This is a genomic window from Embleya sp. NPDC005971, assembly GCF_040629175.1.
Lineage (GTDB): Bacteria > Actinomycetota > Actinomycetes > Streptomycetales > Streptomycetaceae > Embleya.
In genome coordinates this window covers 71,312-95,391 of sequence record NZ_JBEXUX010000016.1, presented here as the reverse complement: position 1 = coordinate 95,391, position 24,080 = coordinate 71,312, and the positions used below count along the sequence as shown (strand labels likewise).

Sequence of the window (24,080 nt, the reverse complement as noted above, 5' to 3'; positions counted from 1 at the left end):
CGAGGAGGGATGTCGATTCCGTCGACAACGTCCCTCCGTGGCATCCGTAGTAGGCAAGGGATGGAGAAGATCATGACGTACGACGACAGTTACGAGCCCCCGGCGCTGGTCGAGATCGGCGACTTCACCGAACTCACCCTCGGCGTCTGGTGGGGTTGCCCCTCGGACATCTTCGGCGGTCTGACGCCGTTCGCCTGCTGACGTTCGTGGTCGGCGGGTCGCCGGGGGACCGGTGCGGAGGCGCCGCGTGCGCCTCCGCGCCACCCGGCGCCGCCCATCTCGCCGACACCGCACCGGATCACCACGCCTGGGAGTAGGCCATGGAATTCCTGATCCTGCCGGATACCTCGGTGCCGGCCCCGATCGCCGTCGCGAACGCCGGACCACCACCGTGGCGCTGCATCGCACACGCGTCGGGCCGACCGTGGCTGATCGGACACTGGTGCGACGACGACATCACCGTGGTCGTCGCCGGCACCCGTCGCCTCGTGCTCTTCGGGCGGACCCGCCTCGACATCGCCGCGGCCACCCGCACGCTGGCCCGGGCCGAGTCGCCCCACGACCTGGACGAGTTGGCCCGCACCCTCCCCGGCAGCATCCACCTGCTCGCCTCGATCGACGGCCGGATCCGCGCCCAGGGCGCCCTGGCCGGCACCCGACAGATCTTCCACACCCGCGTCGCGGGCGTGACGGTGGCCGCGGACCGACCCAGGCGGCCGGCCGACCTGGTCGGGGCACATCTGGACGAAGAGGCCCTGGCACTGCGCCTGTTGGCCCCCGGCGCGCCCTGGCCACTGACCACCCGCACGGTCTGGACCGGTGTCGGGCAACTCGACGCGGGTTGCTGGTTGCACATCGACACCGACGGCGCCGCCCGTACCGTGCGCTGGTGGCAGCCGCCGCCCGCCGAAGTCCCGTTGCGGCACGCGGCGGCCGGCGTGCGCGACGCGATTCGCGAGGCCGTCGCGGTACGAACCGCGCCCGGGCGCACGGTCAGTGCCGACCTGTCCGGCGGACTGGACTCCACCGCCCTGTGCTTCGTCGCCGCGGCCGGCGAGGGCACGCTGCTCACCCACCATTGGCAGCCCCTCGACCCCGCCAACGACGACACCCGGTGGGCCGAACGCGCCGCGGCCCTGCTGCCCACCGCCCACCACCGAACCGGCGGCCCGACCGACGGCCCCGGTTGGCTCGACGAGAGCGGGGACCCGCACACGGGGGCCGAGTACGCCCTCGACACGCAGGGTCCGCTCCCGTGGAGTCGCAACCTGGCCCGGATGGAGTACGTCGCCCGCGACTCCGCCGCCCGCGGTGCCACCGTGCACCTGATGGGCGTCGGCGGCGACGAACTGTTCTCCGTCACGCCCGCCCACCTGCGCACCCTGGTCCGCCGGCGCCCGCGCACCGGCGTGCCGGCGCTGCTGCGCTGTCGCGCGCTCAACCGTTGGGGCCTGCTGCCCACCCTGCGCGGCCTGATCGACAACGAATCCTTCGCCGGCGCCCTGCGCACCGGAGCGCGGCGGATCACCGCCCCCGCACCGCCGCCGGCGCGGGTCTTCATGGGCTGGGCCCCCGAACCGCGGCTGCCCGCCTGGGTGTCCCCGAGCGCCGCCGCGACCGTGCGCCGGCTGCTGCTCGAAGCCGCGGCGCAGGGCCCCCGGCCGCTGGACCCCGACCGCTCCCGGCATCAGCTCGTCGAGGGGGTCCTGCACGGGGGAGCCGCGATCCGCGAGATGGGGTGGATCCTGTCCCGTCACGGCATCGACCTGGCCGCACCCTACCTGGACGACCGGGTCGTCGAGGCGGTCCTGTCGGTCCGACCGGAGGACCGCATGGTGCGCGGCGGCTTCAAGCCGATCCTGACCACGGCGCTGCGCGGAGTGGTCCCGGACGAACTCCTGGCGCGGCGCAGCAAGGGCGACTTCAGCGCCGAGTTCCACGCGGCCGTGGAGCACAACCGGCACCGGGTCGCCGAATGGTGCGCGGACCTGCGGCTGGCCCGGCTGGGCCTGGTCGACGCCGATGCCCTGCGCGCCGCGCTGTTCGCCCCCAGTCCCGACACCGCGCCACTGGCCCGGTTCGAGAACACCCTGGCCTGCGAGAGCTGGCTGCGTTCCGTCGAAGCACGCGAACCACAACTCGCGTCGCGATAGGAGGACTTCCGATGACCATCACCCTGGCTCCGCACGTCACCAGCACCGAAGTGTCGGACGGGCTCGTGCTGCTCGACCAACGCAAGGGCCGGTACTGGCAGTTGAACCGGACCGGCGCCTACACGCTGTGCCTGCTCCTGGAGGGCCACTCCGCGGCCGGCGTGGCGGCCCGACTGGCGGAGAAGTCCCCGGCCGCCGCGGCCCAGGCGGACACGGACGTCCGCGACCTGCTGCGCGCCCTGTGCGAGGCTCGTCTGGTGGTGTCGTCATGACGATGCCGGTCATCGCGGAACAGCCGATCCCCCTGGTCTGGCACCGACACGTCACGGCGCGCCTGGCGGTCGCGGTGGCCCGCCCGTTGGCACTGCTCCCGCCGCGTCGACTGCGCCGGGTGTTGCGGGTGGTGAGCCTGGGCGCCCGACCCGCCGGCGTCGCCGAGGCGACCCAGGCGCGGCACGCCGTGGTGTCGGTCAGTGCGCGCTGCGCCGGACAGGGCTGCCTGCAACGGTCGGTGGCCACGGTGCTGTTGTGCCGGATTCGGGGGACGGCGCCGGACTGGTGTACGGGAGTGCGCACCCAGCCGTTCCGGGCGCACGCGTGGGTCGAGGCGGCGGGCACGCCGATCGGGGAGAGCGGCGACATGGCGTTGTTCCATACCGTGCTGAGCGTGCGCCGACCCGTCGGGAGGTCGTCGTGAGTGTCACCGCAGCGCGGCGAAATGCGCTCTCCGGGACGCCCGTTCACAAAGCCGCCGGCGACGGGACGGCGATCCGGACCGAGGGCCTGGGCAAGCTCTACGGCGATACCGAGGCCGTGGTCGGTCTGGACCTGGAGGTCCCGGCGGGCCGAATCTTCGGCTTCCTCGGTCCCAACGGCGCGGGCAAGAGCACCACGATCGGCATGTTGTGCACGCTGGTGCGGCCGACGCTGGGCCGGGCGCAGGTCGCGGGCTGCGACGTGGGCACGCAACCGGACGAGGTACGGCGGCGCATCGGGCTGATCTTCCAGGAGTCGACGCTCGACGTGGATCTGACCGCCGAGGAGAACATGCGGTTCCAGGCCGACCTGTTCGGCGTGCCGCGCCGGCGTTCGCGGACGACGATCCCGGCGCTGTTGCAGTTGGTGGATCTGGCGCAGCGCGCGAACTCGCCCGTGCGCACGCTTTCCGGCGGCATGCGCCGGCGATTGGAGATCGCCCGGGGGCTCCTGCACGCGCCGCGGGTGTTGTTCCTGGACGAGCCCACCACCGGACTGGATCCGCAGACCCGCGCGGCCGTGTGGGAGCACCTGCACCGACTGCGCCGCGAGCAGGGCATCACCGTCTTCCTGACAACGCATCATCTGGAGGAGGCGGAGCACTGCGACCAGATCGCGATCATCGATGCGGGCGAGTTGGTGGCGCAGGGAACACCCGCCGCGCTCAAGGCGATCGTGGGCGCCGACCTGGTCACGCTGCACACCGCCGACGACGAACGGGCCGCGCGGGCCGTGCGGGAGCGGTTCGGCCTGGTCACGCAGGCCCACGAAGGGGGTCTGCGGCTGCGGGTGGCGGACGGCGCGGCGTTCGTGCCGCGCCTGTGCGCCGGAATCGGCGTGCCGGTGCGGTCGGTGCACGTGAAACCGCCCTCTCTGGACGACGTCTTCCTGCACTACACGGGGCGCACCATCCGCGAGGCCGACGGCGGCGCGGGCGCGGCTGCGGGTGTGCCGCAGGGCTTCGGACCGAGGAGGTAGCACCCATGGCCCACATCGAGATCGAGACCGCCGGTACGACGGGACCCGAACGGTCGGAGCCGGTGGCGTTCGCGCCGGTACGACCGCAGTCCGTGGGACCCGGGCCCGAACCGCTCGAGCCCGAACAGCCGATGGTCGCCCGAGCCGCCGGATCGGCCCTCGCGCGGGACCTGCGCACCGTGCGGGTGTTGTGGCAGCGCGAGATGATCCGGTTCGCCCGCAACCGGGTCCGGCTCGCGATGGGGCTGGTCACGCCGCTGATGTTCCTGCTGATTCTGGGGACCGGGCTCAATTCCCTGGTCGGCGACTCGTCCGACGGCCTCGGCGACTACCGTGCGTACCTGTTCCCGGGTGTGCTGATCATGGCCGTACAGGCGCCCGCGATCGCCGTCGGGGTCACCATCGTGTGGGACCGACAGGCCGGATTCCTGCGGCAGATGCTCGTCGCGCCGGTGCGCCGCGGCGTGTTGCTGACCGGCATCTGTCTGGGCGGAGCCGCCACGGGCGCGGCCCACGGCGCCCTCGTCCTGGCCGTCGCGGGCGCGGCCGGGGTTCCCTATACCCCGCAACTGCTGCTGGTGCTTATGGAGTTGGCGCTGATCTCGTTCGCCTTCACGGCGTTGGGCGTGCTGGCCGCGGTGTGCATCCGGCGGATCGAGACCTTCCAGGTGGTGGTCGGCATGTTCATGATGCCGCTGCTGTTCCTGTCCGGCGCGATGTTCCCGGCGCGCGGGCTGCCCGGCTGGCTCGGTGGCGCGGTCCTGGTCAACCCCCTGACCTACGGTGTCGACGCGCTGCGCCGCACGCTGCCCGGGGATGTCGCGACGCCCGGCGGCGTGGCGACGGGGCCACAGTGGTGGGGGTGGACGCCGCCGGTCCTGCTGGAGGTCGCCTTCCTCGCGGTGGCGGCGCTGGTGGCGTTGACCCTGGCCACGCGCCGCTTCGCGCGCGCCGAGTAGCCGCGCGGTCCGTCGCGACCGGGGACGGGACGGACCACGACCGGGCGCGGGCCGTGCGGGCCCGCCGTCCGCGCGGTCGGCCGCTCAGGCCGTGCGGCGGCCGCGCCGGTAGACGGACGTCAACAACTGCGTCTTCGCCGGCCCCCACACCCGCCAGCACAGGTGCCACTCGTCCGGCGAGACGACGGTGAACTCCCCGTCGTAGCGATCGGCGGCGCAGGGGTGCCGGGTGCGCCAGTGGCCGGTGCGCAGGTCGAGGTGGTGGAAGGGCCTGCCGTCGGCGAAGAGCACGTCCACCGTGCCGTCGTCGTGCGGAACCAGTCGGTGGGTGCGGGTCGCCGGATTGCCGATCCCGCCCCAGACGAAGTCGCCCGACTCCACTTCGAGCAACTCGCCGCCCACCCGCCGAAAGAGCGCGGTACCCACGAAGGTGCCCCGCGCGCCGGAGCGCTCGTCGACCACGGTGCGTTCGATCGACCACTCCCCGAGCAGGTAGGCGGCGGTGTCGGCAACGGAAACGGAAGGCATCCGACCATGATCCCGCGCCCGGCCGGCCCGGGCGGGGGAGGGTGTGCGTGGATCGCTAATCGGTATTGGAAATCATTTTCAATAGTGATAGAAATGAGCGCACCCCGCGGGGGATTTCGGTTCCGCCCGTGCCGTCCGGGCGCGGTGACGCCTGCCCGCTCGCCGCCGTCCTGCCCCGCCGCCTCGTTTCGTCTGCTCAGGAGAGCCCATGCCTCGGTCCGGCACGCCCGTCCACCTCGATCCGATATCCGCCGTCGCGAGTTGTGTCGCCGAGGTGCTCGGGATCGACGCCGGCCCCGACGGCGGTCCGGACGCGGGCGCCGGGGTGGACCCCGACGTCCGGCTGACCGAACTGGGCCTGGAGTCCTTCACCGCCGTACGACTGCGGCGTCGGCTGCGCGAACGCACCGGGGCCGACCTGCCGATCGCCGACTTCCTGGGCGAGGCGTCGGCCCGCTCGCTGGCCGCACGCCTGCCACACCCGTTCGTCGTGGACCCGGCGACCCGATCGACGCCACCCGCGGAGACCGCCGAACCGGGCGGGCCGGCCCGAACCGGCCGCCCGGCCCCGCCTCCCGACGCCTTTCCGCTGACGCCGGTGCAGTCGGCCTACTGGGTCGGCCGCGATCCCTCGTTTCCGCTCGGCGGGGTGGCCACCTTCTACTTCCACGAATTCCACCGGGTCCTGTCCGACGGCGACCACGACGGCTACCTGACCCGGCTCGAAGGCGCCTGGAACACGCTCGTCCGCAGGCATCCCATGCTGCGCGCGATCGTCGACGACGACGGCATGCAACGGGTGCTCGCCGACCCCGGCCCCTACCGCATCGGGCGGACCGACCTGCGCGCCGCGGGCGCCGACGAACGGGCCGTCGCATTGGCCCGGCTGCGCGCCGAGCACTCGCATCGCACCCTTCCCACCGACACCTGGCCGCTGTACGACATCCACGCCGCGCTGCTCCCGGACGGCGGCATGCGGCTGTACGTGGGCATGGACGTCCTCGCGCTGGACATGACGAGTTGGCTGCTCGTGATGCGCCAGTGGGGGGCGCTCGTCGCCGACCCCGGCGCGCTGCCCGCACCCTGCGCCACCGACTTCGGCACCGTGCTGCGCGAACGAGCGGCCGATCCGGAGGAGTTGCGGCGGCGCGAGCGGGCCGGTGCGTACTGGGCGGGCCGCGCCGCCGAGTTGCCGCCGGGCCCCGCCCTGCCGTGGACCGAGGGGGCGATCGCATCGGGACCGCCACGCTTCTCCCGGCACGAGGACGGTCTGAGCGCCGCGGAATGGACCCGGCTGCGATCCCGCGCGGCCGAACACGGACTCAGCCCCACCGGTGTACTGCTGGCCGCGTTCGCGCTGACCCTGAACCGGCGCGGCGCGGACGCACCGTTCTGTCTCAACACCACCTTGTTCGACCGCCCGGACGATCCCGAACTCATGGGCCTGGTAGGGGACTTCACCACGACCGTATTGGTCGAGCCGCCGCTGCCCGAGTTGTCCCGACCGTGGACGTTCGCCGACTGGGCCGGCGAGGTGAACCGGGGCTTCTGGTCCGACCTCGAACACCGCGCCGTCTCCGGCGTGGAGGTGCTGCGCCGCGGGGGCCGGGTCGGCGGCACGCCCACCCACCCGGTCGTGTTCACCAGCGGCATCGGCCTCGCCGACGGTGATCACCCGGTGACCGCATGGCTGGGGGAGGAGGTGTACGCGATCTCGCAGACGCCGCAGGTCCTGCTCGACCACATCGTGCGCGACGACGGGGGAGCGCTGCGGATCGCGTGGGACACGGTGGACGGCGCGCTGCCCCCCGGATGGGTCCGCGAGTGTGTCGCAGCCGAGCTCAGACTGCTGCGTCGACTCACCGAACCGGCCGCCTGGACCGCGCCGACCCTCGCGGCGGACCCCGCGTTCCTCCCCGACGAACCGCCCGCCCCCAACCCGTTCCCGGCCGCCGGCCCACTCCTGGACGACCCGTGGATCGCCGCCGCCCGCCGTACCCCCGACGCCCCCGCACTGCTCGGCGCCGGCCGGCTCGACCACGGGGAACTCGCCTCGCGGGTACGGGCCTTCGCCGCCAGGTTGGCCGCGAGCGGGGTCGTGGCCGGCACGCCGGTGGCCGTCGCGTCGGACGAGGGCCACGACCGGATCACCGCCGTTCTGGCCGTGGGCGCGCTCGGCGCGTGGTACGTACCCGTGGAGCCGACCTGGCCCGCCGCACGCGTCGCCTCCGTCTGCGCCCGCACCGGCCTGACCCACGCCGTCGCCGAGCCCGAAGCGGCGCCCGCGTGGCCGGCGGACATCGTGATCGTCGCGCCGAACCAGGCGACCGGCCCCGATTCGGCGGAGGGCGGCGAACTCCCCGAGGCCGTGGGCAGTCGGCCGAATCCCGACGACCTCGCCTACGCCGTCTTCACCTCCGGCTCCACCGGCACGCCCAAGGGCGTCGCCATCGAGCACCGGGCCGCTCGCACCACCGTGGACGACATCGTCGAGCGCTTCGGCATCGGGCCCCGGGACCGGGTCCTGGGCCTGTCCGCGCTGAGCTTCGACCTGTCGGTGTTCGACGTGTTCGGCCTGCTCGGCGCCGGCGGCACCCTCGTACTGCCCGAACCCGACCGCGCACGCGATCCCGAACACTGGCTCGACCTCGCCGACGAGCACGCCGTCACCGTGTGGAACACCGCCCCCGCGCTGCTGGAGATGCTCGTCGAGTACGGCGAACTCGAACCCGATCGCACCCGCCGGCAACTGCGGTCCCTGCGGCTGGTGATGCTCTCCGGCGACTGGATCCCGATCACCCTGCCGGACCGCCTGCGCGCGCTCGCACCCCAGGCCCGATTCGTCGGTCTCGGCGGGGCCACCGAGGCATCGATCTGGTCGGTGAGCCACCCCGTCGAACACGTCGATCCGAGCTGGACCAGCATCCCCTACGGCCGCGCGCTGCGTGGACAGAGCTTTCGCATCCTGGCCGCGGACGGAACCCCGGTCCCGCTCGGACAGGACGGCGAACTGCACATCGGCGGCGCGGGATTGGCGCGCTGCTACGTCGCCGACCCGGAACAGACCGACGAACGCTTCGTGTTCCATCCGCACCTGGGCGAACGCCTGTACCGCACCGGCGACCTGGGCCGCTGGCGCCCGGACGGGACGATCGAATTCCTCGGTCGGGTGGACCGCCAGGTCAAGATCCGCGGCCACCGGATCGAGTTGGGCGAGATCGAGGCGGTCCTGAGCCGAGAGCCCGGCGTGCGGCAGTGTGTCGCGTCCGCCGTACGCACGGCGGACGGACGACCGCGCCTGATCGCCCACGTCGTGCCCGAACCCGGCCGACGCCCCGACGCCGACACCGAACGAGGCTGGACCGGGTCGCTGCGCGAGCGACTGCCCGCGTACATGATCCCGACCCGCTACGTCGTCCTGGACCGGCTGCCGGTCACCGCGAACGGCAAGATCGACCATGCGGCGCTGGCCGAAGCCGGCCCGCCCGCGGCCGCCCCTCCGGACGCGCCCGAGGCGACCGCCGACCCCGATCCCACCGCGTGGCTGCGCGACGCCGTGGCGCACGCCCACCGACTGGGCCTGGAACCGACCCTGACGGTGCGTCGAGCCCAGGGCGCGACACTCGACCCGCTGGACGCGCTGCACGCCGCGGCCGACTGGGCCCGGGCCCGCCGGCAACAGGCGGACGAACACGACCTGACCGTGACCCCCGAAATCCCCGACGCCGGAGCCCTGGTGGCCTTCCGGATCCCGGCGGATCCGACCGGGGCTCGCACCGAGGACACCGCGCCCGCCAGCGAGGTGCCGACGGCCGAGCCGGCCATCGCCACCCCGCCCGTCACCCGGCCGACCCGGATCGACCCCGCCATGCTGGACACGGTCGTCGACGTCTTCACCGAACTGCTGGATCGACCCGTCGAACCGCACACGTCCTTCTTCGTGCTGGGCGCGTCCTCGCTCGACCTGGTCCGCGCCCATCGCCGGCTCCGGGCCCTGGGCACCGGCGATCTCGCCGTGGTCGATCTGTTCGAACACCCCACCGCGCACGCCCTCGCGATCCGGATCGGCCGCGCCGCGCCGGCGCGATCCACCCCCACCACCGCGCACACCGTCGCGTCCGGCCGCCCGTCCCGCCTGACCGCCCGGGCCCGCGCCCAGGAGGTCTCCCGATGAGCCATTTTGCCCCCGCCTCCCCGCCGGCCGTCGCCGTCGTCGGCCTGGCCTGTCGATTCCCCGGCGCACCCGACGCGGACGCCTACTGGGACCTGCTGCTCGACGCCCGCGAAGGGCTGACCCGGTTCACCCCCGACGAACTCGCCGACCGCGGTGTCCCGGCCGACCTGCTGCGCCGCCCCGGATATGTCCCCGTCGGCGCGCTCATCGACGGCCAAGACCTGTTCGACCCCGACCTGTTCGGCATGACCGACGCCGAAGGCGCACTCGCCGACCCACAACAGCGCCTGTTCCTCGAATGTTGCCGCCGGGCACTGGACGACGCCGGTCACGGCGCCGGCACCGACGCCGGAGTCGTCGGCGTCTACGCCGGATCCGCGCACAGCGCCTACCTCGCGCACAACCTGCGCGACCGGCACGATCCCGGCGGCGTCGGGGCCGACCCGATCGGCAGCCTCCAGGCCGCGATGGCCGGCGTCGCCGACTACCTCCCGCTGCACGTCGCCCACCGGCTCGGCCTCACCGGCCCCGCGCTGGCCGTCAACACCACCTGCTCGACGTCTCTGGTCGCCGTGCACGTCGCCGCCCAGGCCCTGCTCGCCGGCGAATGCGACACCGCGCTCGCCGGCGGGGTGTCGCTGATCGTGCCGCAGGGCCGCGGGTATCTGCACGTGCCCGACGCGATGTTCTCCGCCGATGGGCAGGTACGCCCGTTCAGCGCCCGGGGCACCGGCATCGTGCACAGCCAGGGCGTGGGCGCGGTCGTGCTGCGCCGTCTGGCGGACGCCGTGGCCGCCGGTGACCGCGTCCTGGCCGTAGTGCTCGGATCCGCCGTCGACAACGACGGCGCCGACCGGGCCGGGTTCACCGCACCGTCCCCTCGCGGTCAGGCCCAGGTGGTGGCCGAAGCCCTCGCCGTCGCCGGCCTCGAACCCACCGACATCGGCTGCATCGAGGCCCACGGCACCGGCACGCCGCTCGGCGACGCGGTCGAAGTCGCGGCACTGCGACGGGTGTTCGGCGCCACCGGCCCCGCGTGGTGCGCGCTCGGCTCGGTCAAGGGCAACATCGGGCACGCCAATTCCGCCGCGGGGATCGCCGGTTTCGTCAAGGCCGTCCTGGCGGTGCGGCACGGCGTGATCCCGGCCTCCCTGCACGGCCACCCGGTCAATCCCGCCCTGGACCTCGCCGGCTCGCCGTTCACCCTCGCCACCACCACCCGACCGTGGCCGGGAGTTCGGCATGCGGGGGTGAGCGCCTTCGGGATCGGGGGCACCAACTGCCATATCGTGCTGGGCCAGGCACCGACCCCCACCGCGCCCACGCCCGACCCGCGACCCCAACTCGTGCTGCTGTCCACCCGCGGCGCCGCCGCCCTTCCGGAGGCGGTCGACGCCCTCGCCGAGGTGCTGGCCGACCCCGCCGGTCCGGATGCCCTGGCGGACATCGCCGCGACCCTGCACACCGGCCGTCCCGCCCTGCGCCACCGGGTCGCGGCGGTGGGCGCCGACCCCGCCGGCGCCGCCGCGGCGCTGCGCGCGGCCACCGCCCACGAGGTCGAACCCGCGCCCCCGCGACTGATCCTGGCCTTCCCCGGCGGGGGTGCCCAATACGCCGGAATGGGCGCCGAACTCTACCGGGACGAACCCGAGTTCGCCGCCGCCGTGGACGCCTGCACCGCCCACTTCGCCGACCCCGTGCGCGACCTCCTGCTCGGGGACGCACGCCGGTCGACCGCGCAGGCAGCCGCCCGGGATCCGCGGGTGGGGCTGCCCGCGCTGTTCACCGTCTCGGTGGCCACCGCGCGGTTGTTGCGCTCGTGGGGGATCGAACCCGACGTGGTGCTCGGGCACAGCCTGGGCGAGTACGCCGCCGCGGTCGCCGCCGGCATCCTGACCCTGCCGGACGCCGCCGAACTGGTCACCGTGCGCTGCGCGGGCATGGCCGCCGCGGCGGGTGCGGGCGCGATGCTCGCCGTGCAGTTGTCCGAGGCCGAGGCCCGACACCTGACCCGCCGGCACGCGCAACTGGACCTGGCCGTGGTCAATGCGCCCGACGCGTGCGTGCTCGCCGGACCGGCCGAGGCGATCCTGGCCCTGCACGAGGAACTGCGTGCCCGCGGGGTCGACGCGACGCGACTGCGGTTGGACGCCGCGGCCCACTCGCGCCTGGTCGATCCCGCACTCCCCGACCTGCGCGCCGCCGCGCGTCGGGTGCGCCCGGCACCGGGCAGCGTTCCGCTGATCACCACCGTCACCGGTGCGGAACTGCGCGACGACGAACGCGCCGACCCCGAACACTGGGTCCGCCACCTGCGCTCCACCGTATTGTTCTCGCGCGCGCTGCGCACCGCGGTCGGCGACCGGGCGGGCATCCTGCTCCAGGTCGGCCCCGGCGGCGAACTCGCCCTGGCCGCACGCCGACAACGACCGTCCACGCTGCTCGCCGCCCTGGCCGGATTCGGCAGCGCCGACGAAGGCGCGGAGCAGGCCGCGCTGTTGGCCGCCGCCGGGCGCCTGTGGACCCACGGCATCGACCTCGACGCCCGCGCCCTGCACCGTCCGGGACGTCGCCGGGTGACCCTGCCCGGACACCCCAGCCGCCCCCGCCGACTGTGGATCGATCCGGTTCCCACCGACCGCACACCGCCGCGGCGCGACCTACTCCTCCAGCTCCCCGTGTGGCACGAGAGCACTCCGACGGCCGCCTCCACGCTCCAGGGGGAACGCTGGATCGTGGCCGGTGCGACGGGCGCCGCCGCGGCCGAGGGTCGGGCCCGGCTCGACCGTGCCGCCGACGCGGCCCGTCGTGCCCTTGCGGCAGCCGGCGCCGAAACGACCACGATCGTCGACGAACGACCCTGCACGGGCGTGGTCTTCGTCCACGAGGTCGAATCGGTGGCGGACGACGGCGCAGCCGCCGTGACGGCCGCCGTCGGGGCCTTCGCCCGCTTCGCCGCCGCCCTGGCGGCTCGGGCGCAGGCTCCCACCCGCCTGATCGTGCTCACCCGACACGGCGAACGGGTCGAGACCACCGACCCGCTCGATCCCGCCGCCGCCGCGATCCGCGCGCTACCGCGTGTGCTGGCCCAGGAGACCCCGGGCCTGCGCTGGCGCACCCTGGACCTCGGCCCGCACGACCCGATGCACACGCTCGCCCACGAGGCCGCCGACCTGCGCACCGGCGACAACGCGCGCGAGATCGCCGTCCGCGGCCGGACCCGCCGGGTCCGCTCGTTCGCCCCCTGGCACCCCACCGACGGTACGACGGCGATCGCCCCCGGCGACACCGTCGTCATCCTCGGCGGCCTGGGTGACGTCGGCTTCACCCTCGCCGAACACCTCGCCCACACCCACGGGGCCCGCGTGGTCCTCACCTCCCGCACCGGGATACCCGACCCGGCGGACGCCGACTCGGGACCGGGCGCCGTGTTCGAGGGCAACGTGCGGGACCGTCGGGCCTGGGTCGAGCGGCTGCGGGGGCGTGGGCACGAGGTCGAGATCGTCGTCTGTGATGCCACGGACTCGGCTGCCGTTCACCGGCTCCTGCACGATGTCGGCCGACGACACGGTCGGCCCCGACTCGTCGTGCACGCCGCCGGTGTCGTCGCGTCCGCCGGAATCGCACCGCTGCGGGCGAGCGACCTTGCGACGATCACCGCCCACGTACGGGCCAAGGTCGGCGCCGCCGACGCCCTGCACACCGCCATCGGCGACCTCCCCGAGGCATTGCGCCCGCCGACCGTCGTGGTGATGTCCTCCGCCACCGCCGCGGTGGGCGGCCTGGGCCTGGGCCCGTACGCCGCCGCCAACCGCGCACTGGAGGCGACCGCCGCCCGACACACCGACGCGCACACCACCTGGCTCGGTGTCGCCTGGGACGGCTGGCGGGTCGGACCCGCGGGCCGCGAACGTGTCGTCGCCGCCACCCACTCCCTCGGCGCCGAGGAGGGCACCCGCGCCCTGGACCTGCTGCTTGCCGCAGCGGCCGACGACACGGCTCCGGCCGTGGTCGCCGTCTCCCCGGCCGACCTGGCCGCCCGGCTGCGACACGATGCCACGCCGCCGATCGTGCCGGCGTCCGCGCCCGCGGATTCGTCACCGGGTGTGCCCGAGTCCGGCCGCCGGGCGGATCCGCGAGCACACACCATCGCGGCGATCTGGACCGACCTGCTCGGCTTCACCGTCCCGGACCCGGACGCGGACTTCTTCGCGCTCGGCGGACACTCGCTGCTCGCCACCCGCATGCTCGCCCGGGTACACGACACGTTCGACGTACGCCTGCGCCTGGCCGATCTCCTCGATCACCCGACCGCCGCCGGCCTGGCCCGCCTCCTCGACCGCACCCCGATGCCATCGGGTGGCGCGACGCCCCCCGAGTCGCCCCCGTCGGACGCGTCTCCCGTGCCCGCCGATCTCCCGCCGCCTCGCCCCCGGGCGTCGGCCGCGGTGCGCGACTTTCCGCTCACCCGGGTTCAGCACGCCTACTGGGTCGGCGGCGGCGGGGGATATCGGCACGGCGGGACCGCGTGCCACTTCTTCCTCGAACACCACTGTCCCGACCTGGACGTGCGGCGCTACCAGGAAGCGCTGAACCGGGTGATCGCCCGGCACTCGATGTTGCGCGCCGTGATCACCCCCGAGGGCCGCAACCGCATCCTGGACCGGGTGCCCCGATACCGCATCCGCGTGCACGATCTCACCCACCTGGACGAGGCGGAACGAGACGGCAAACTGGCCGAGTTGCGTGCACGGCTCTCCCATCGCGCACCACGCCCCGACCGCTGGCCGCTGTTCGACGTGACCGCCGCCCGGCTGCCCGACGGCGTGATCCGACTGTTCACCGGATTCGACGTCCTGGTCTGCGACACCGCGAGCTACCTGCTGGTGGACCGCGAGATCAAACACTTCCACGACCATCCGGACGAGCAACTACCGCTACCGGCAATCGACTTCGCCACCTGTGCGGCTGCCCTGGAAAGCCGGCGCAGCGGTCCCTCGTTCGACGCCGCCGGCGAATTCTGGCGGGCTCGGCTCGCCGACCTCCCGGGACCGCCCGCGCTCGGGCACCGGACCGAGACGACGACCGGGCAACCGCCCCGGTTCATGCGCCGCGCCGCCCGGCTGGCCCCCGAGACCTGGCACCGACTGCGCGCCGCGGCGGCCCGCCGAGGACTCACACCCACCGCCGTACTCCTGGCCGCCTACACCGACACCCTCGCCCACTGGTCCGGAAGCGACCGGTTCTGCGTCAACCTCACCCTGTTCGACCGGCCCACGATCCACCGCGATGTGGACCGGGTGGTCGGCGACTTCACCACGCTCATGCTGCACGAGAGCCGACACCCCACGCCGCCGCCGCCGTTCGCCGATCGGGCCGAGGCGACACAGCGCCGGTTGTTCGCGGACCTGGACCACCGCGACTTCGGCGCCCTGGACGTGCTGGCCGAACAGTCCGCCCGCACCGGACGGTTGCACACCGCCCCCGTCGTGTTCACCAGCGCGTTGGGCCTGGCCGACGTGCTCGACGGCGGCCACGACCTGGACTGGATCGGCACCCCGGTACACGGGGTGAGCCAGACGCCGCAGGTGTGGCTGGATCATCAGGCGTTCGAGCAGGGCGGCGCCCTGCTGCTGCAATGGGACGCCGCCGAGGACCTCCTCGAACCGGCCGACGTGGACACGGCGTTCGCCCGCCACGTGGCGGCGGTGCGCCGACTCGCGGACGATCCGACGGCGTGGGGCGACGAACCGGTCGCCGCCGTCGCGGCGACGGCACCCGTTGCGGTCGAAGGCGACGACGACGTGGCGCTGGTGTTGCGCGCCGGCGCGCATCCGCGCCCGCTGTTCCTGATCCATCCCTCCGGCGGCGACGTGTTGTGCTACGGCGAGTTGGCCCGACGGCTGACCACCGACCGCCCGGTGATCGGCCTGACCGACCCACAACTCGTCGGCGCCAAGGCGCCCGTCGCTCCGGAGGCGCTGGTCGAGCGCCACCTCCGGGCGATCCGGTGCCGCCAACCACGCGGACCCTACGCCCTCGGCGGCTGGTCGATGGGTGGCATCCTCGCCCACGAGATCGCCGGCCGGCTGCACGACGCCGGCGAGCGCGTCGAACTGCTCGTCCTCCTCGACTCCAACCTGCCCGACCACATCCACACCTTCCCCGAGGAAGCCGAACAGACCCGGGACACCGAACCGGTCCTGCGCTATCTCTCCTCGCTCGAAGCGTTCCTCGACCTCGACCTCGGCCTCGACACCGCCCCGGACTTCGCCGCCCTACCGCCCGCCGAGCGCATTCCCGAGGCCACCCGCCGACTGCGCGCGGCCGGCCTGCTCGGGGTCCGGGACACCGCAGCCGAGCGCATCGAGGTCTTCACCCGCCACCTGCGCCTGCTGGGCAGCCACACCGCCCACCCGCTGAAGGACGCCGGTACCGACACGCTCATCGTGCGCGCCGCGCGACGATCCCCGCGCAACAGCGGAACGGGTATGGGCGTGGACGACGTTCCGGGCGGTGCCGACCTGGGCTGGACGCCCTTCCTGAGCACACCACCGAGTTGTGTCGACGTCGACGCCCACCACTACGCCCTGCTGCGCGAGCCCGCCCTCGGCCACATCGTCGCGCTCGTGGACCGGGCGCTGCGCGACCTGCCGACGGCGGTCGAACCCGGCGCCGCCGGGGAGCGCACGAAGGACTGAGGCTGCGCTCTTCCCGCGCCCGCCCGATCTCGTCCGGCTCCGTTCCGGTTCGCGCGTGCACCTTTGTACGCACCCGCGTTCGTACGCAGCCATGTTTCCGATCCCGTTCCGAACCAGAGGACCCCATGCGCACCGCCCGCTCCCGGCCGGCCGGCCCACGCCGCGCCGCTCGTACCCTCGTCCACCTCGCCGGCGCGGCCTGTCTCCTGGCCGCCTGCTCCACCCGGTCCGACCCGCCCGCCCCCGAAGCCGCAGATCCCGTCGGCGCACCGCGCGCCGGCGGCACACTGCGCTACGCCCTCGCCGGCAGCCCGGCCACGGCGAGCAACGACCCACACGGCGGGCTCGCCAACGAGTCCGACGTACAACGCTTCGCGTTGATGTACGACGTGCTGACCGTGCCCGGCCCGAACGGCCGCGCCGCGCCCCGGCTCGCCGCGTCCTGGGACGCCGACCCGTCGGCGACTCGGTGGACGTTGCACCTGCGCACCGACGCGCGGTTCACCGACGGGCGCCCGGTCCGGGCCGCGGACGTGCTGTTCTCGCTGCGCCGCATCCAGAGCAAGGCGGCCGAAAACTACGGCAGACTCGCCCAGTTCGACACGCAAGCCTCCACCGCCGCCGACGAACACACGGTGAACCTGGTCAGCCGCACACCGGACGCCCTGGTCCCCGAGGCGCTCGAATCCGTCACCTTCGTGGTGCCCGACGGCACCACCGACTTCGCCCGGCCGGCCCCAGGATCCGGCCCCTTCCGGCTGGATGCGGCCGACGCGCAGACCACGACGCTGAGCCGCAACACCCGGTGGTGGGGCCCGAGTCCGCACCCGGACCGGATACAGATCCGAGCCGTCGCCGACCCCCAGGCGCGCGCGGCGGCCGTCACCTCCGGACAGGTCGACGCGGCCGGCAGCGTCGGCCCCGCCGCCGCGAAGACCGCCGGGACCGGTGCCCGGGTGGTGCGCCGGACCGGCGTCACCGCCTACCCGTTCGTCATGCGCCTGGACCGGGCACCCTTCGACGACCCCCGGGTGCGCGAGGCGTTCAAGCTCGCCGCCGACCGCAAGGCCCTGGTGGACACCGTCTTCCTCGGCTTCGGCGGCATCGGCAACGACCTGCCGACCCCGTACGACCCCTCGTACCCCAAGGATCTGGCCCAGCGGCCCCGGGACTTGGCCCGAGCCAGGCAACTGCTCGCCGAGGCCGGACATCCGGACGGACTACGGGTGACCCTGCGTACCACCACCTCCTATCCGGGCATGGATACCGCCGCGACCCTGTACGCCCGCCAACTCGCCGAGATCGGCGTGCAGGTCACCGTCCGCAACGAGCCGCCCGACACCTACTTCACCGCCGTCTGGGGTACCGCCGACTTCTACACCGGCTACTTCGGCGGCATCCCGTTCACCGACGTCGCCCGCGTCACGCTGTTGTCGACCTCGCCCGGCAACGAGAGTGCCTGGCGCCGACCCGGCTGGGACGCCGGCTTCCGCGAGGCGATGGGCAACCGGGACGACGCGGTCCGGCAGACCCGGCTGGGCACGCTCCAGAAGGAACTGTGGGCGGAGGGCGGCTATCTCGTCTGGGGCCTGGGGGACGGGCTCGACCTCACCTCCGCAGCCGTGCACGGGATGCCCACCGCTCCCGGCTTCGGTCGGTTCCTCCTGGACACGGTCTGGCTGGACCGGTGAACCGGTGATCGTGACCCGCCCGTCGCGGCCGGCGGTCGCCGGTCCGCCCGAGCGGCGCCCCCGCCGGTGGGGGCCACGGTCGCCGCTCGCGCCGCTTGCCGCCGTGCTGCGCGTGGCCGTCCTGCTCTCGGCCGTCTCCGCAACGGTGTTCGCCGCCTGCGATGCCCTCCCGGGCGATGCCGCGGACACGCTGGGCGGCGGGCGGGTCGGCTCCGCCGGACTGGACGAACTACGCGCCCAACGCGGTCTGACCGACCCCCTGTGGCTGCGCTGGCTGCACTCGATCGCGGACCTGGCCGGCCGGGACGGCGGACACTCGCTGCTCACCGGCCGCCCGGTGTACGCCGTGATCGGCGAACGACTGCCCGCGACGCTGGTGTCGGCCGGACTCGCGCTCGCCGGCGCCGCGCTGATGTGCCTGATCGGCTGCCTGTTGGCCGGACGCCGGGCCGTGCGCCGCCCGCACACCGGCCCGTCCGGCGTCGCCACCGCGCTCGCGGCCGTCCCCCAACCCGTGGTGGCCGCCGGGCTGACCGCACTGTTCGCCGGCGGCCTCGCCCTGCTGCCACCCGTGTCGTTGCTGCCACCCGGCGGCAACCCCCTGACGGAGCCCCGCATTCTGATCCTGCCCGTACTCACCATCGCGCTGCCCACCGCCGCGTTCGGCACCGCGCTGCTCGCCGGCGCCGTCGCCGACGCCCTGTCGACTCCGCACGCCGTCGATGCGCGCCTGCGCGGTGTACCAGCCGGCCGCATCCTGCGCCGACACGTCGCGCCCGCGCTCGCCGTGCCCGCGCTGCGGGTGCTCGCCGTCGCGGTATCGGCCACGACCGCCGGAACCGCCCTGGCGGAGAGCACCTTCGGCTACGCCGGCGCGGGCGAACTCCTGGTCACCGCCGTCGCCACCCGGGACACCCCCGTCGTGCACGCGCTCGCCGTCGGCTCGGCGATCGTCGTCCTGGGCATCCTGCTGATCGCCGACCTGATCGCCGACCCGATCGCGCGGCGGGAGGCCCGGTGAGGGCCGTCGGCCGCCGAGCGTCCCGGCAAGTGCCGTGCTCGTGGGCGTTGTTGCCGATCGCCGCCGGGTGCCTGCTCGTCGCGTTCGTGGTCGTCGGGCCCGCGGCGACCCCCTACGACCCGGGCGCGCCCGTCGGCGTGCCGTGGACCCCGGCGGGCGGCGAACACCTGCTGGGTACCGACGTGCTGGGCCGCGATGTGCTCTCCCGGCTGATGGCCGGCGGGCGCCGACTGCTCATGGTCGCCGCCTTGGCGGCCGCGTGCACGTGCCTGGTCGGGACATCGGCCGGACTGATCGCCGCAGGGGCGCGGCCGGGCGTCGGGTACGCCGTCGACCTCGTCGCCGATCTGCTGATCGCGGTGCCGGCGCTGCTGCCCGCGCTGCTGTTGGCGGCCGTACTCCCCGGCACCGGAGCGGTGGTCGCCGCGACCGTCGTGTCCGGGGCACCGCTCACCGCCCGGATCGTGGCCGATGCCGCGACCCGCACGTCGGCCTGCGGATACGTGCGAGCGGCTCGGCTGCGGGGCGAGCGGCCGGCGGCGATCCTGGTCCGCGAGGTGCTGCCGTCGATGTCCGGGCTGCTCGCGGCCGACTTCGGGCTGCGCTTCGTCACCGCGCTGCAACTCTTGTGCGCGCTCGGCGTGTTGGGGTTGGCCGCCGACGTGCCGGCGACGGGGGACTGGGCGGTGATGTTGCGCGAGAACCTGCCCGGCGCGGCCCTGAACCCCGCCGCCTTGGCCGCCCCCGCCGTGCTGCTGACCGCCGTGGCGCTCGCCGTGGCCGGCGCCGCCCACACGGTCGCGCGGGCAGGCACCGGATCGGGCCCTCGATGAGCGCCCCGGGACCCACGACACGCCCGATCGCCATCGGCGAGGGGCTGCGGGCGGCCGGCCTCCGGGTCGTGGACGCCGCCGGTCGCCCGGTCCTGGACGGGTTCACCGCACACGCCCCGGCCGGCGGCGTACTCGCCCTGGTCGGCCCGTCCGGCTCCGGCAAGACCACGGCCCTGCGCGCCCTGCTCGGCCCGCTCCCGGCCGGGCTGCGCAGTACCGCCGGCACGGTGACCTGGCGCGGCGCGGCCCGCCCGACCGCGCATCGGGGCCGGGTCTGGCGGCTGCGCCACGTCGGCCTGCTCGGCCAGGATCCGCACGGCGCACTCGACCCCCGTCGAGCGATCCTCGACCAGGTCGCCGAGGCCGCCGTCGACCGGGGCGTCGCCCGCGGCGTCGCCCGCGCGCAGGCCGCCGAACTGTTGGATCGGCTCGGACTGGATGCCGAGTGCACCGAGCGCCGACCTCGCGCGCTGTCGGGTGGCCAGGCGCAACGGGCCGCACTGGCCGTGGCGTTGATCGCGGATCCGGACCTGGTGTTCCTGGACGAGCCCACCGCGAGCCTCGACCGGGCCACGGCCGATCGCGTCACGGACCTCATTCGGGCACGACACCGCGACCGCTCCCGGGTGACCGTGACGGCCACCCACGACCCGGAGCTGATCGCCGAACTCGCCGACACCGTCCTGCGGTTCGACCGTCCCGGCCCGACCACCCGGCGCACCGGGCCATCCCGCACCGGGCCACCCCGCGCCCAGGTGTCCACGGCGCCCGTGGTCCTGGCCGCGCGCGACCTCGAACTCACCCACTCGGACTCGGCTGCCGCCGTGCTCCTCAGCCGTGCCCGACTCCGGGTGCATGCCGGTGAGTTCATCGCCCTGCTCGGACCTTCCGGCAGCGGCAAGAGCACCCTGCTGCGCGCCCTGGCCGGGCTCCATCCCCCTCGCGCCGGCAGCCTCCACCTGGGTTCGGACCCGCGTCCGCTCGCCGGATCCGCCGCCGCCCGCTCGCGCGCCGAACTGCGGCGCATGCAATACGTCGGGCAGGATCCGCGCGACGAACTCAACCCCGCCCACCGGGCGGTCGGCGCCGTCGCCCGCCCTCTGCGCGGCCTCGTCGGGTTCGCCCGCACGCCGGCCCGGAACGAGGCACTGCGCCTGCTCGCCGCCGTCGGCCTCGATGCCGAAACGGCCCGCCGCCGACCCGGTCGGCTCTCCGGCGGCCAGCGCCAACGGGTGGCCCTGGCCCGGGCCCTGGCCGCCCGCCCGGACATCCTGCTCGCCGACGAGATCACCTCCGCACTGGACGCCGAAACCGCCGCCGCGCTGCTCGACCTGGTCGACGGCCTGCGTACGGACGGACTCGCGGTGTTGATGGCCACCCACGACCCCGACATCGCGGCCCGCGCCGACCGTGTCCTGCGCCTGACCGGGGGCGCGCTCGTCGAGGACACCCCGGATCGGCACGCCCCGATCGACGCACGCGATGCGCCGGACACACCCGACTCGCCGGACACACCGACGGCACCCGAGCCCGGTGCTCTTCCCGACCGACCCGGCCCCGACCGTCCCGGCCCCGACAGTCCCCACCGACCCGAAGGAGATACATGAGCCACGACCGAGACGACCTCCTGCCCGAACTGCTTGCACACCCCTGGGTCGCCGACGCCCGCCGCGCACCCGACGGCGGGCTGATCGTCGTACCGCACCCGGAGGCCCTGGCCGTGCGGCCCGCTCCCGGGGGCCTGCTTCGCGAGTTCCTGGAGCACTGGAGCGACGTCTACGACTGGGTGTACGACCGGACCGGCGGCCCCGAACACCCCGCCGACGCCGACCTGTCGGGATGGCTCGCGTCGGACACCGGACTGCCGCTGCCCGCCGCGCACATGGCGGACTGGCGCGACACCACCACCGCCCTCGCGCTGTCCTGCCGGCCCACCCGGGTCCTGGAACCCGGATGCGGGAGCGGGATGTTCGTGCACGCGCTCGGGGCCCGGGTCGCCGCGTACGTGGGTACCGACGTATCCGCCACGGCCGTGCAACGGCTGCGCGCCCAAAACCTCGCGCACGCCACGATCGTGCCGGCCGGCGCGCACGAGATGCGTTCCCCGACGGTGACCCGGGTGTTGACGGCGGCGTTCGGCCCGGACCCGCGGCCGGACCTGATACTGCTCAACTCGGTCACGCAGTGCTTCCCCGGCCTGGCCTACCTGCGGGCCGTGCTGCACGACGCGATCGCACTGTCGGCCCCGGGCGGAACGGTACTGGTCGGCGACATCCGGCACGCCGGTCTCCTCGATCACTACTCCCGCTGGGTCGAGCGGGCCGGGGACCCGGACGCCGCGCCCGACGAGATCCGCCGTCGGGCCGCCGAACGCGCCGCACACGAGGAGGAGATGTTGCTCGACCCGCGTGCGCTCGCCCGGGCCGCGACCGGGACCGGTCGTCGCGTCGAACTCTCGGTACGGGCCCGCACGATGGCCGCCGACACCGAACTCACCCGCTACCGCTACGACGTCCTGCTGCGCGTCGACGCGGCGCCGGGCCCGCCGCCGACCCGCCCGGAACCGTCCGTTCCCAACGCCCTGTTGATCGACCACCCCGACGCCCGCACCCCGCACGGCCTGCACGTCGAGGCCGCCATGCGCGACGCCGTCGTACTGGTCGACCCGGACGACCCCACCCGACTGGTCGTCGCCGGCCCGGACAGCGCCCGCTTTCGGCCCGTCGAGGAATTCGCCGAGGGCACCGGACTCGCCCATGAGCCCCTGGACGCCTTCATCGCCCGGCGCCTGCCGGAAATCCTGCGCGACCACCTGCGCACCCGGTCGCCCGGGAGCCCGCTGCCCCGCCTTTCCGTGGCACCACCCACCGCCCGCGAGGCCGCCCGTGTGCGCTGACACCGACCTGATCCGGGTACGCGAAGTACTCGAAGGGCTCCCGGACGTCGCCGCCGCCGAGGTGTTCCGGACGGCCTACGGCCCGACCGCCGTCGCCGCACTGGTCCGCGGCCACCACCCACCCGACCCGACCACCCCGGGAACACCGCCCCCGAGCCCGCGCTACACCGGCCCCGACGTGGCGCCCGCCATTGCCGCACTGGACCGGGCCGCGGTCCTGGCGATGGCCCACACGCTGCACGGGGCGGGCCTGTTCACGTCCGGCGCCACGCACACCGCGAGCGCGATCTGCGACCGACTGCGCGCCCCCGAACGCCACCGCTGGATCATCCGCCGCTGGCTGGCCGCGCTGACCGAACACGGTCTGCTCGCGAACACCCCGGAGCCGCTTCGATACGGTCCGCTGCGCGCCGTCCTGCGAGCCGAACTCGGCGCCGCCATGGCCGGGTTGGACAGCGCCCGACGCGCATTGGGCTACCCGCCGACGATGGGCCGCTTCCTGCAGACCACCCTGCGCGCCCTGCCCGCGCTGGTCAACGAGCAACGCACCGTACAGTCCGCCCTGTTCGAGGGTGGAGCCACCGACACCGCGACCGGCAACTACCGGGACAACGTGATCAGCCGACACCTCAACGCCGTCACCGCGGCCGCCGTCGCGCACGCCGCACGCAGCGGTGCGGGTCGACCACGCGTCCTGGAGATCGGCGCGGGCGTCGGCGCCACCACGGAGCGCGTCCTGCATGAACTCGGCCCGGTCGACTACCTCTTCACCGACGTATCGAGCTTCTTCCTGGAGGCGGCCCGACGACGCTTCGCCGCACGCCGGGGCCTGCGCTACGCGCTCGTCGACGTCAACGCACCGGTGCCGTCCCGGCTCGCGGCCGAACCACCCTTCAGGGTGATCCTCGCCGCCAATGTGCTGCACAACGCCCGACACGCCACCCGCACCCTCGCCCTGTTGCGCGAACTCCTGGCCCCCGACGGCACCTTGGTCTTCCTGGAGTCGTGCCGCGAGCATGCCGTGCTGTCCACCGGGATGCAGTTTCTGATGTCGGCGCGCGCCGACGATCCCGCTCCCGGCTTCGCCGACTTCCGGGCCGGCCGGGATCGGGTCTTCCCGACCGTCGCGGAATGGGTCGGCGTCCTGCACGCGGCGGGATTCGACCACGTCGCCGTGGCCCCGGGACCGACCGAGCCCCTGGCCGCCGCAGGGCAACACGTGTTCACCGCCCGTCGCCGCGAACCCGCGCGGCCGCGCCCCGATCCGGCCGCGATCCGGGCCGCCGCCGCCGACCTGCTGCCCGCCGCGCTCGCCCCGATCGAAGTACATGCCGTCGACGCCCTCGCCCCGACCATCGCGGCCACCCCATGACGCCGCCCCGGAGGAACC

General features: G+C 74.4%; 15 protein-coding genes. 14 read left to right on the top strand and 1 reads right to left on the bottom strand.

From position 1 onward, the window contains the following. The first annotated feature begins 72 nt into the window (after positions 1-72). The 6 genes from ABZ374_RS16665 (at position 73) to ABZ374_RS16640 (ending at position 4,846) form a co-directional block, all read left to right on the top strand. The gene (locus ABZ374_RS16665) at positions 73-201 is read left to right on the top strand and encodes a lasso RiPP family leader peptide-containing protein (protein WP_360311480.1); all 129 of its coding nucleotides are present in this window, start codon (positions 73-75) and stop codon (positions 199-201) included. A 119-nt stretch (positions 202-320) separates the two neighbouring features. Then, positions 321-2,153: an asparagine synthase-related protein gene (locus tag ABZ374_RS16660; RefSeq protein WP_360311478.1), complete on the top strand. Its 1,833-nt coding sequence runs from the start codon at positions 321-323 to the stop codon at positions 2,151-2,153. A gap of 11 nt (positions 2,154-2,164) precedes the next feature. Beyond that, the gene (locus ABZ374_RS16655; RefSeq protein WP_360311476.1) at positions 2,165-2,425 is read left to right on the top strand and encodes a lasso peptide biosynthesis PqqD family chaperone; all 261 of its coding nucleotides are present in this window, start codon (positions 2,165-2,167) and stop codon (positions 2,423-2,425) included. Next, the gene (locus ABZ374_RS16650) at positions 2,422-2,850 is read left to right on the top strand and encodes a lasso peptide biosynthesis B2 protein (RefSeq protein WP_360311474.1); all 429 of its coding nucleotides are present in this window, start codon (positions 2,422-2,424) and stop codon (positions 2,848-2,850) included. The genes ABZ374_RS16655 and ABZ374_RS16650 overlap by 4 nt, the downstream gene beginning before the upstream one ends. A gap of 71 nt (positions 2,851-2,921) precedes the next feature. Then, positions 2,922-3,887, top strand: coding sequence for an ATP-binding cassette domain-containing protein (locus tag ABZ374_RS16645; RefSeq protein WP_360311604.1), 966 nt, complete (start codon positions 2,922-2,924; stop codon positions 3,885-3,887). Between the two features lie 5 nt (positions 3,888-3,892). Further along, on the top strand, positions 3,893-4,846 hold the full coding sequence (locus ABZ374_RS16640; protein ID WP_360311472.1) for an ABC transporter permease: 954 nt from the start codon (positions 3,893-3,895) through the stop codon (positions 4,844-4,846). 84 nt (positions 4,847-4,930) lie between these two features. On the opposite strand, the gene ABZ374_RS16635 is transcribed toward ABZ374_RS16640, so the two are convergent. Next, positions 4,931-5,374, bottom strand: a complete 444-nt coding sequence (locus tag ABZ374_RS16635; protein ID WP_360311470.1) for a DUF6314 family protein — start codon at positions 5,372-5,374, stop codon at positions 4,931-4,933. A gap of 208 nt (positions 5,375-5,582) precedes the next feature. On the opposite strand from ABZ374_RS16635, the gene ABZ374_RS16630 reads away from it, so the two are divergent. The 8 genes from ABZ374_RS16630 (at position 5,583) to ABZ374_RS16595 (ending at position 24,062) form a co-directional block, all read left to right on the top strand. After that, positions 5,583-9,548, top strand: coding sequence for an amino acid adenylation domain-containing protein (locus tag ABZ374_RS16630; RefSeq protein WP_360311468.1), 3,966 nt, complete (start codon positions 5,583-5,585; stop codon positions 9,546-9,548). Continuing rightward, positions 9,545-16,249, top strand: a complete 6,705-nt coding sequence (locus ABZ374_RS16625; RefSeq protein ID WP_360311466.1) for a beta-ketoacyl synthase N-terminal-like domain-containing protein — start codon at positions 9,545-9,547, stop codon at positions 16,247-16,249. The genes ABZ374_RS16630 and ABZ374_RS16625 overlap by 4 nt, the downstream gene beginning before the upstream one ends. A gap of 125 nt (positions 16,250-16,374) precedes the next feature. Continuing rightward, positions 16,375-17,940: an ABC transporter substrate-binding protein gene (locus ABZ374_RS16620; RefSeq protein WP_360311464.1), complete on the top strand. Its 1,566-nt coding sequence runs from the start codon at positions 16,375-16,377 to the stop codon at positions 17,938-17,940. A 103-nt stretch (positions 17,941-18,043) separates the two neighbouring features. Then, positions 18,044-18,961 carry an ABC transporter permease gene (locus ABZ374_RS16615; RefSeq protein ID WP_360311462.1) on the top strand — a complete coding sequence of 306 codons (918 nt, stop codon included), beginning with the start codon at positions 18,044-18,046 and terminating at the stop codon, positions 18,959-18,961. Further along, complete coding sequence (locus ABZ374_RS16610; RefSeq protein ID WP_360311460.1) at positions 18,958-19,794, top strand: ABC transporter permease subunit; 837 nt, start codon at positions 18,958-18,960, stop codon at positions 19,792-19,794. Before ABZ374_RS16615 ends, ABZ374_RS16610 begins: the two co-directional genes overlap by 4 nt. Next, positions 19,791-21,401, top strand: a complete 1,611-nt coding sequence (locus ABZ374_RS16605) for an ATP-binding cassette domain-containing protein (protein WP_360311458.1) — start codon at positions 19,791-19,793, stop codon at positions 21,399-21,401. Before ABZ374_RS16610 ends, ABZ374_RS16605 begins: the two co-directional genes overlap by 4 nt. Further along, positions 21,398-22,690, top strand: a complete 1,293-nt coding sequence (locus ABZ374_RS16600) for a class I SAM-dependent methyltransferase (protein WP_360311456.1) — start codon at positions 21,398-21,400, stop codon at positions 22,688-22,690. The genes ABZ374_RS16605 and ABZ374_RS16600 overlap by 4 nt, the downstream gene beginning before the upstream one ends. After that, on the top strand, positions 22,680-24,062 hold the full coding sequence (locus ABZ374_RS16595; protein ID WP_360311454.1) for a class I SAM-dependent methyltransferase: 1,383 nt from the start codon (positions 22,680-22,682) through the stop codon (positions 24,060-24,062). The genes ABZ374_RS16600 and ABZ374_RS16595 overlap by 11 nt, the downstream gene beginning before the upstream one ends. The last annotated feature ends 18 nt before the right edge of the window (positions 24,063-24,080 follow it).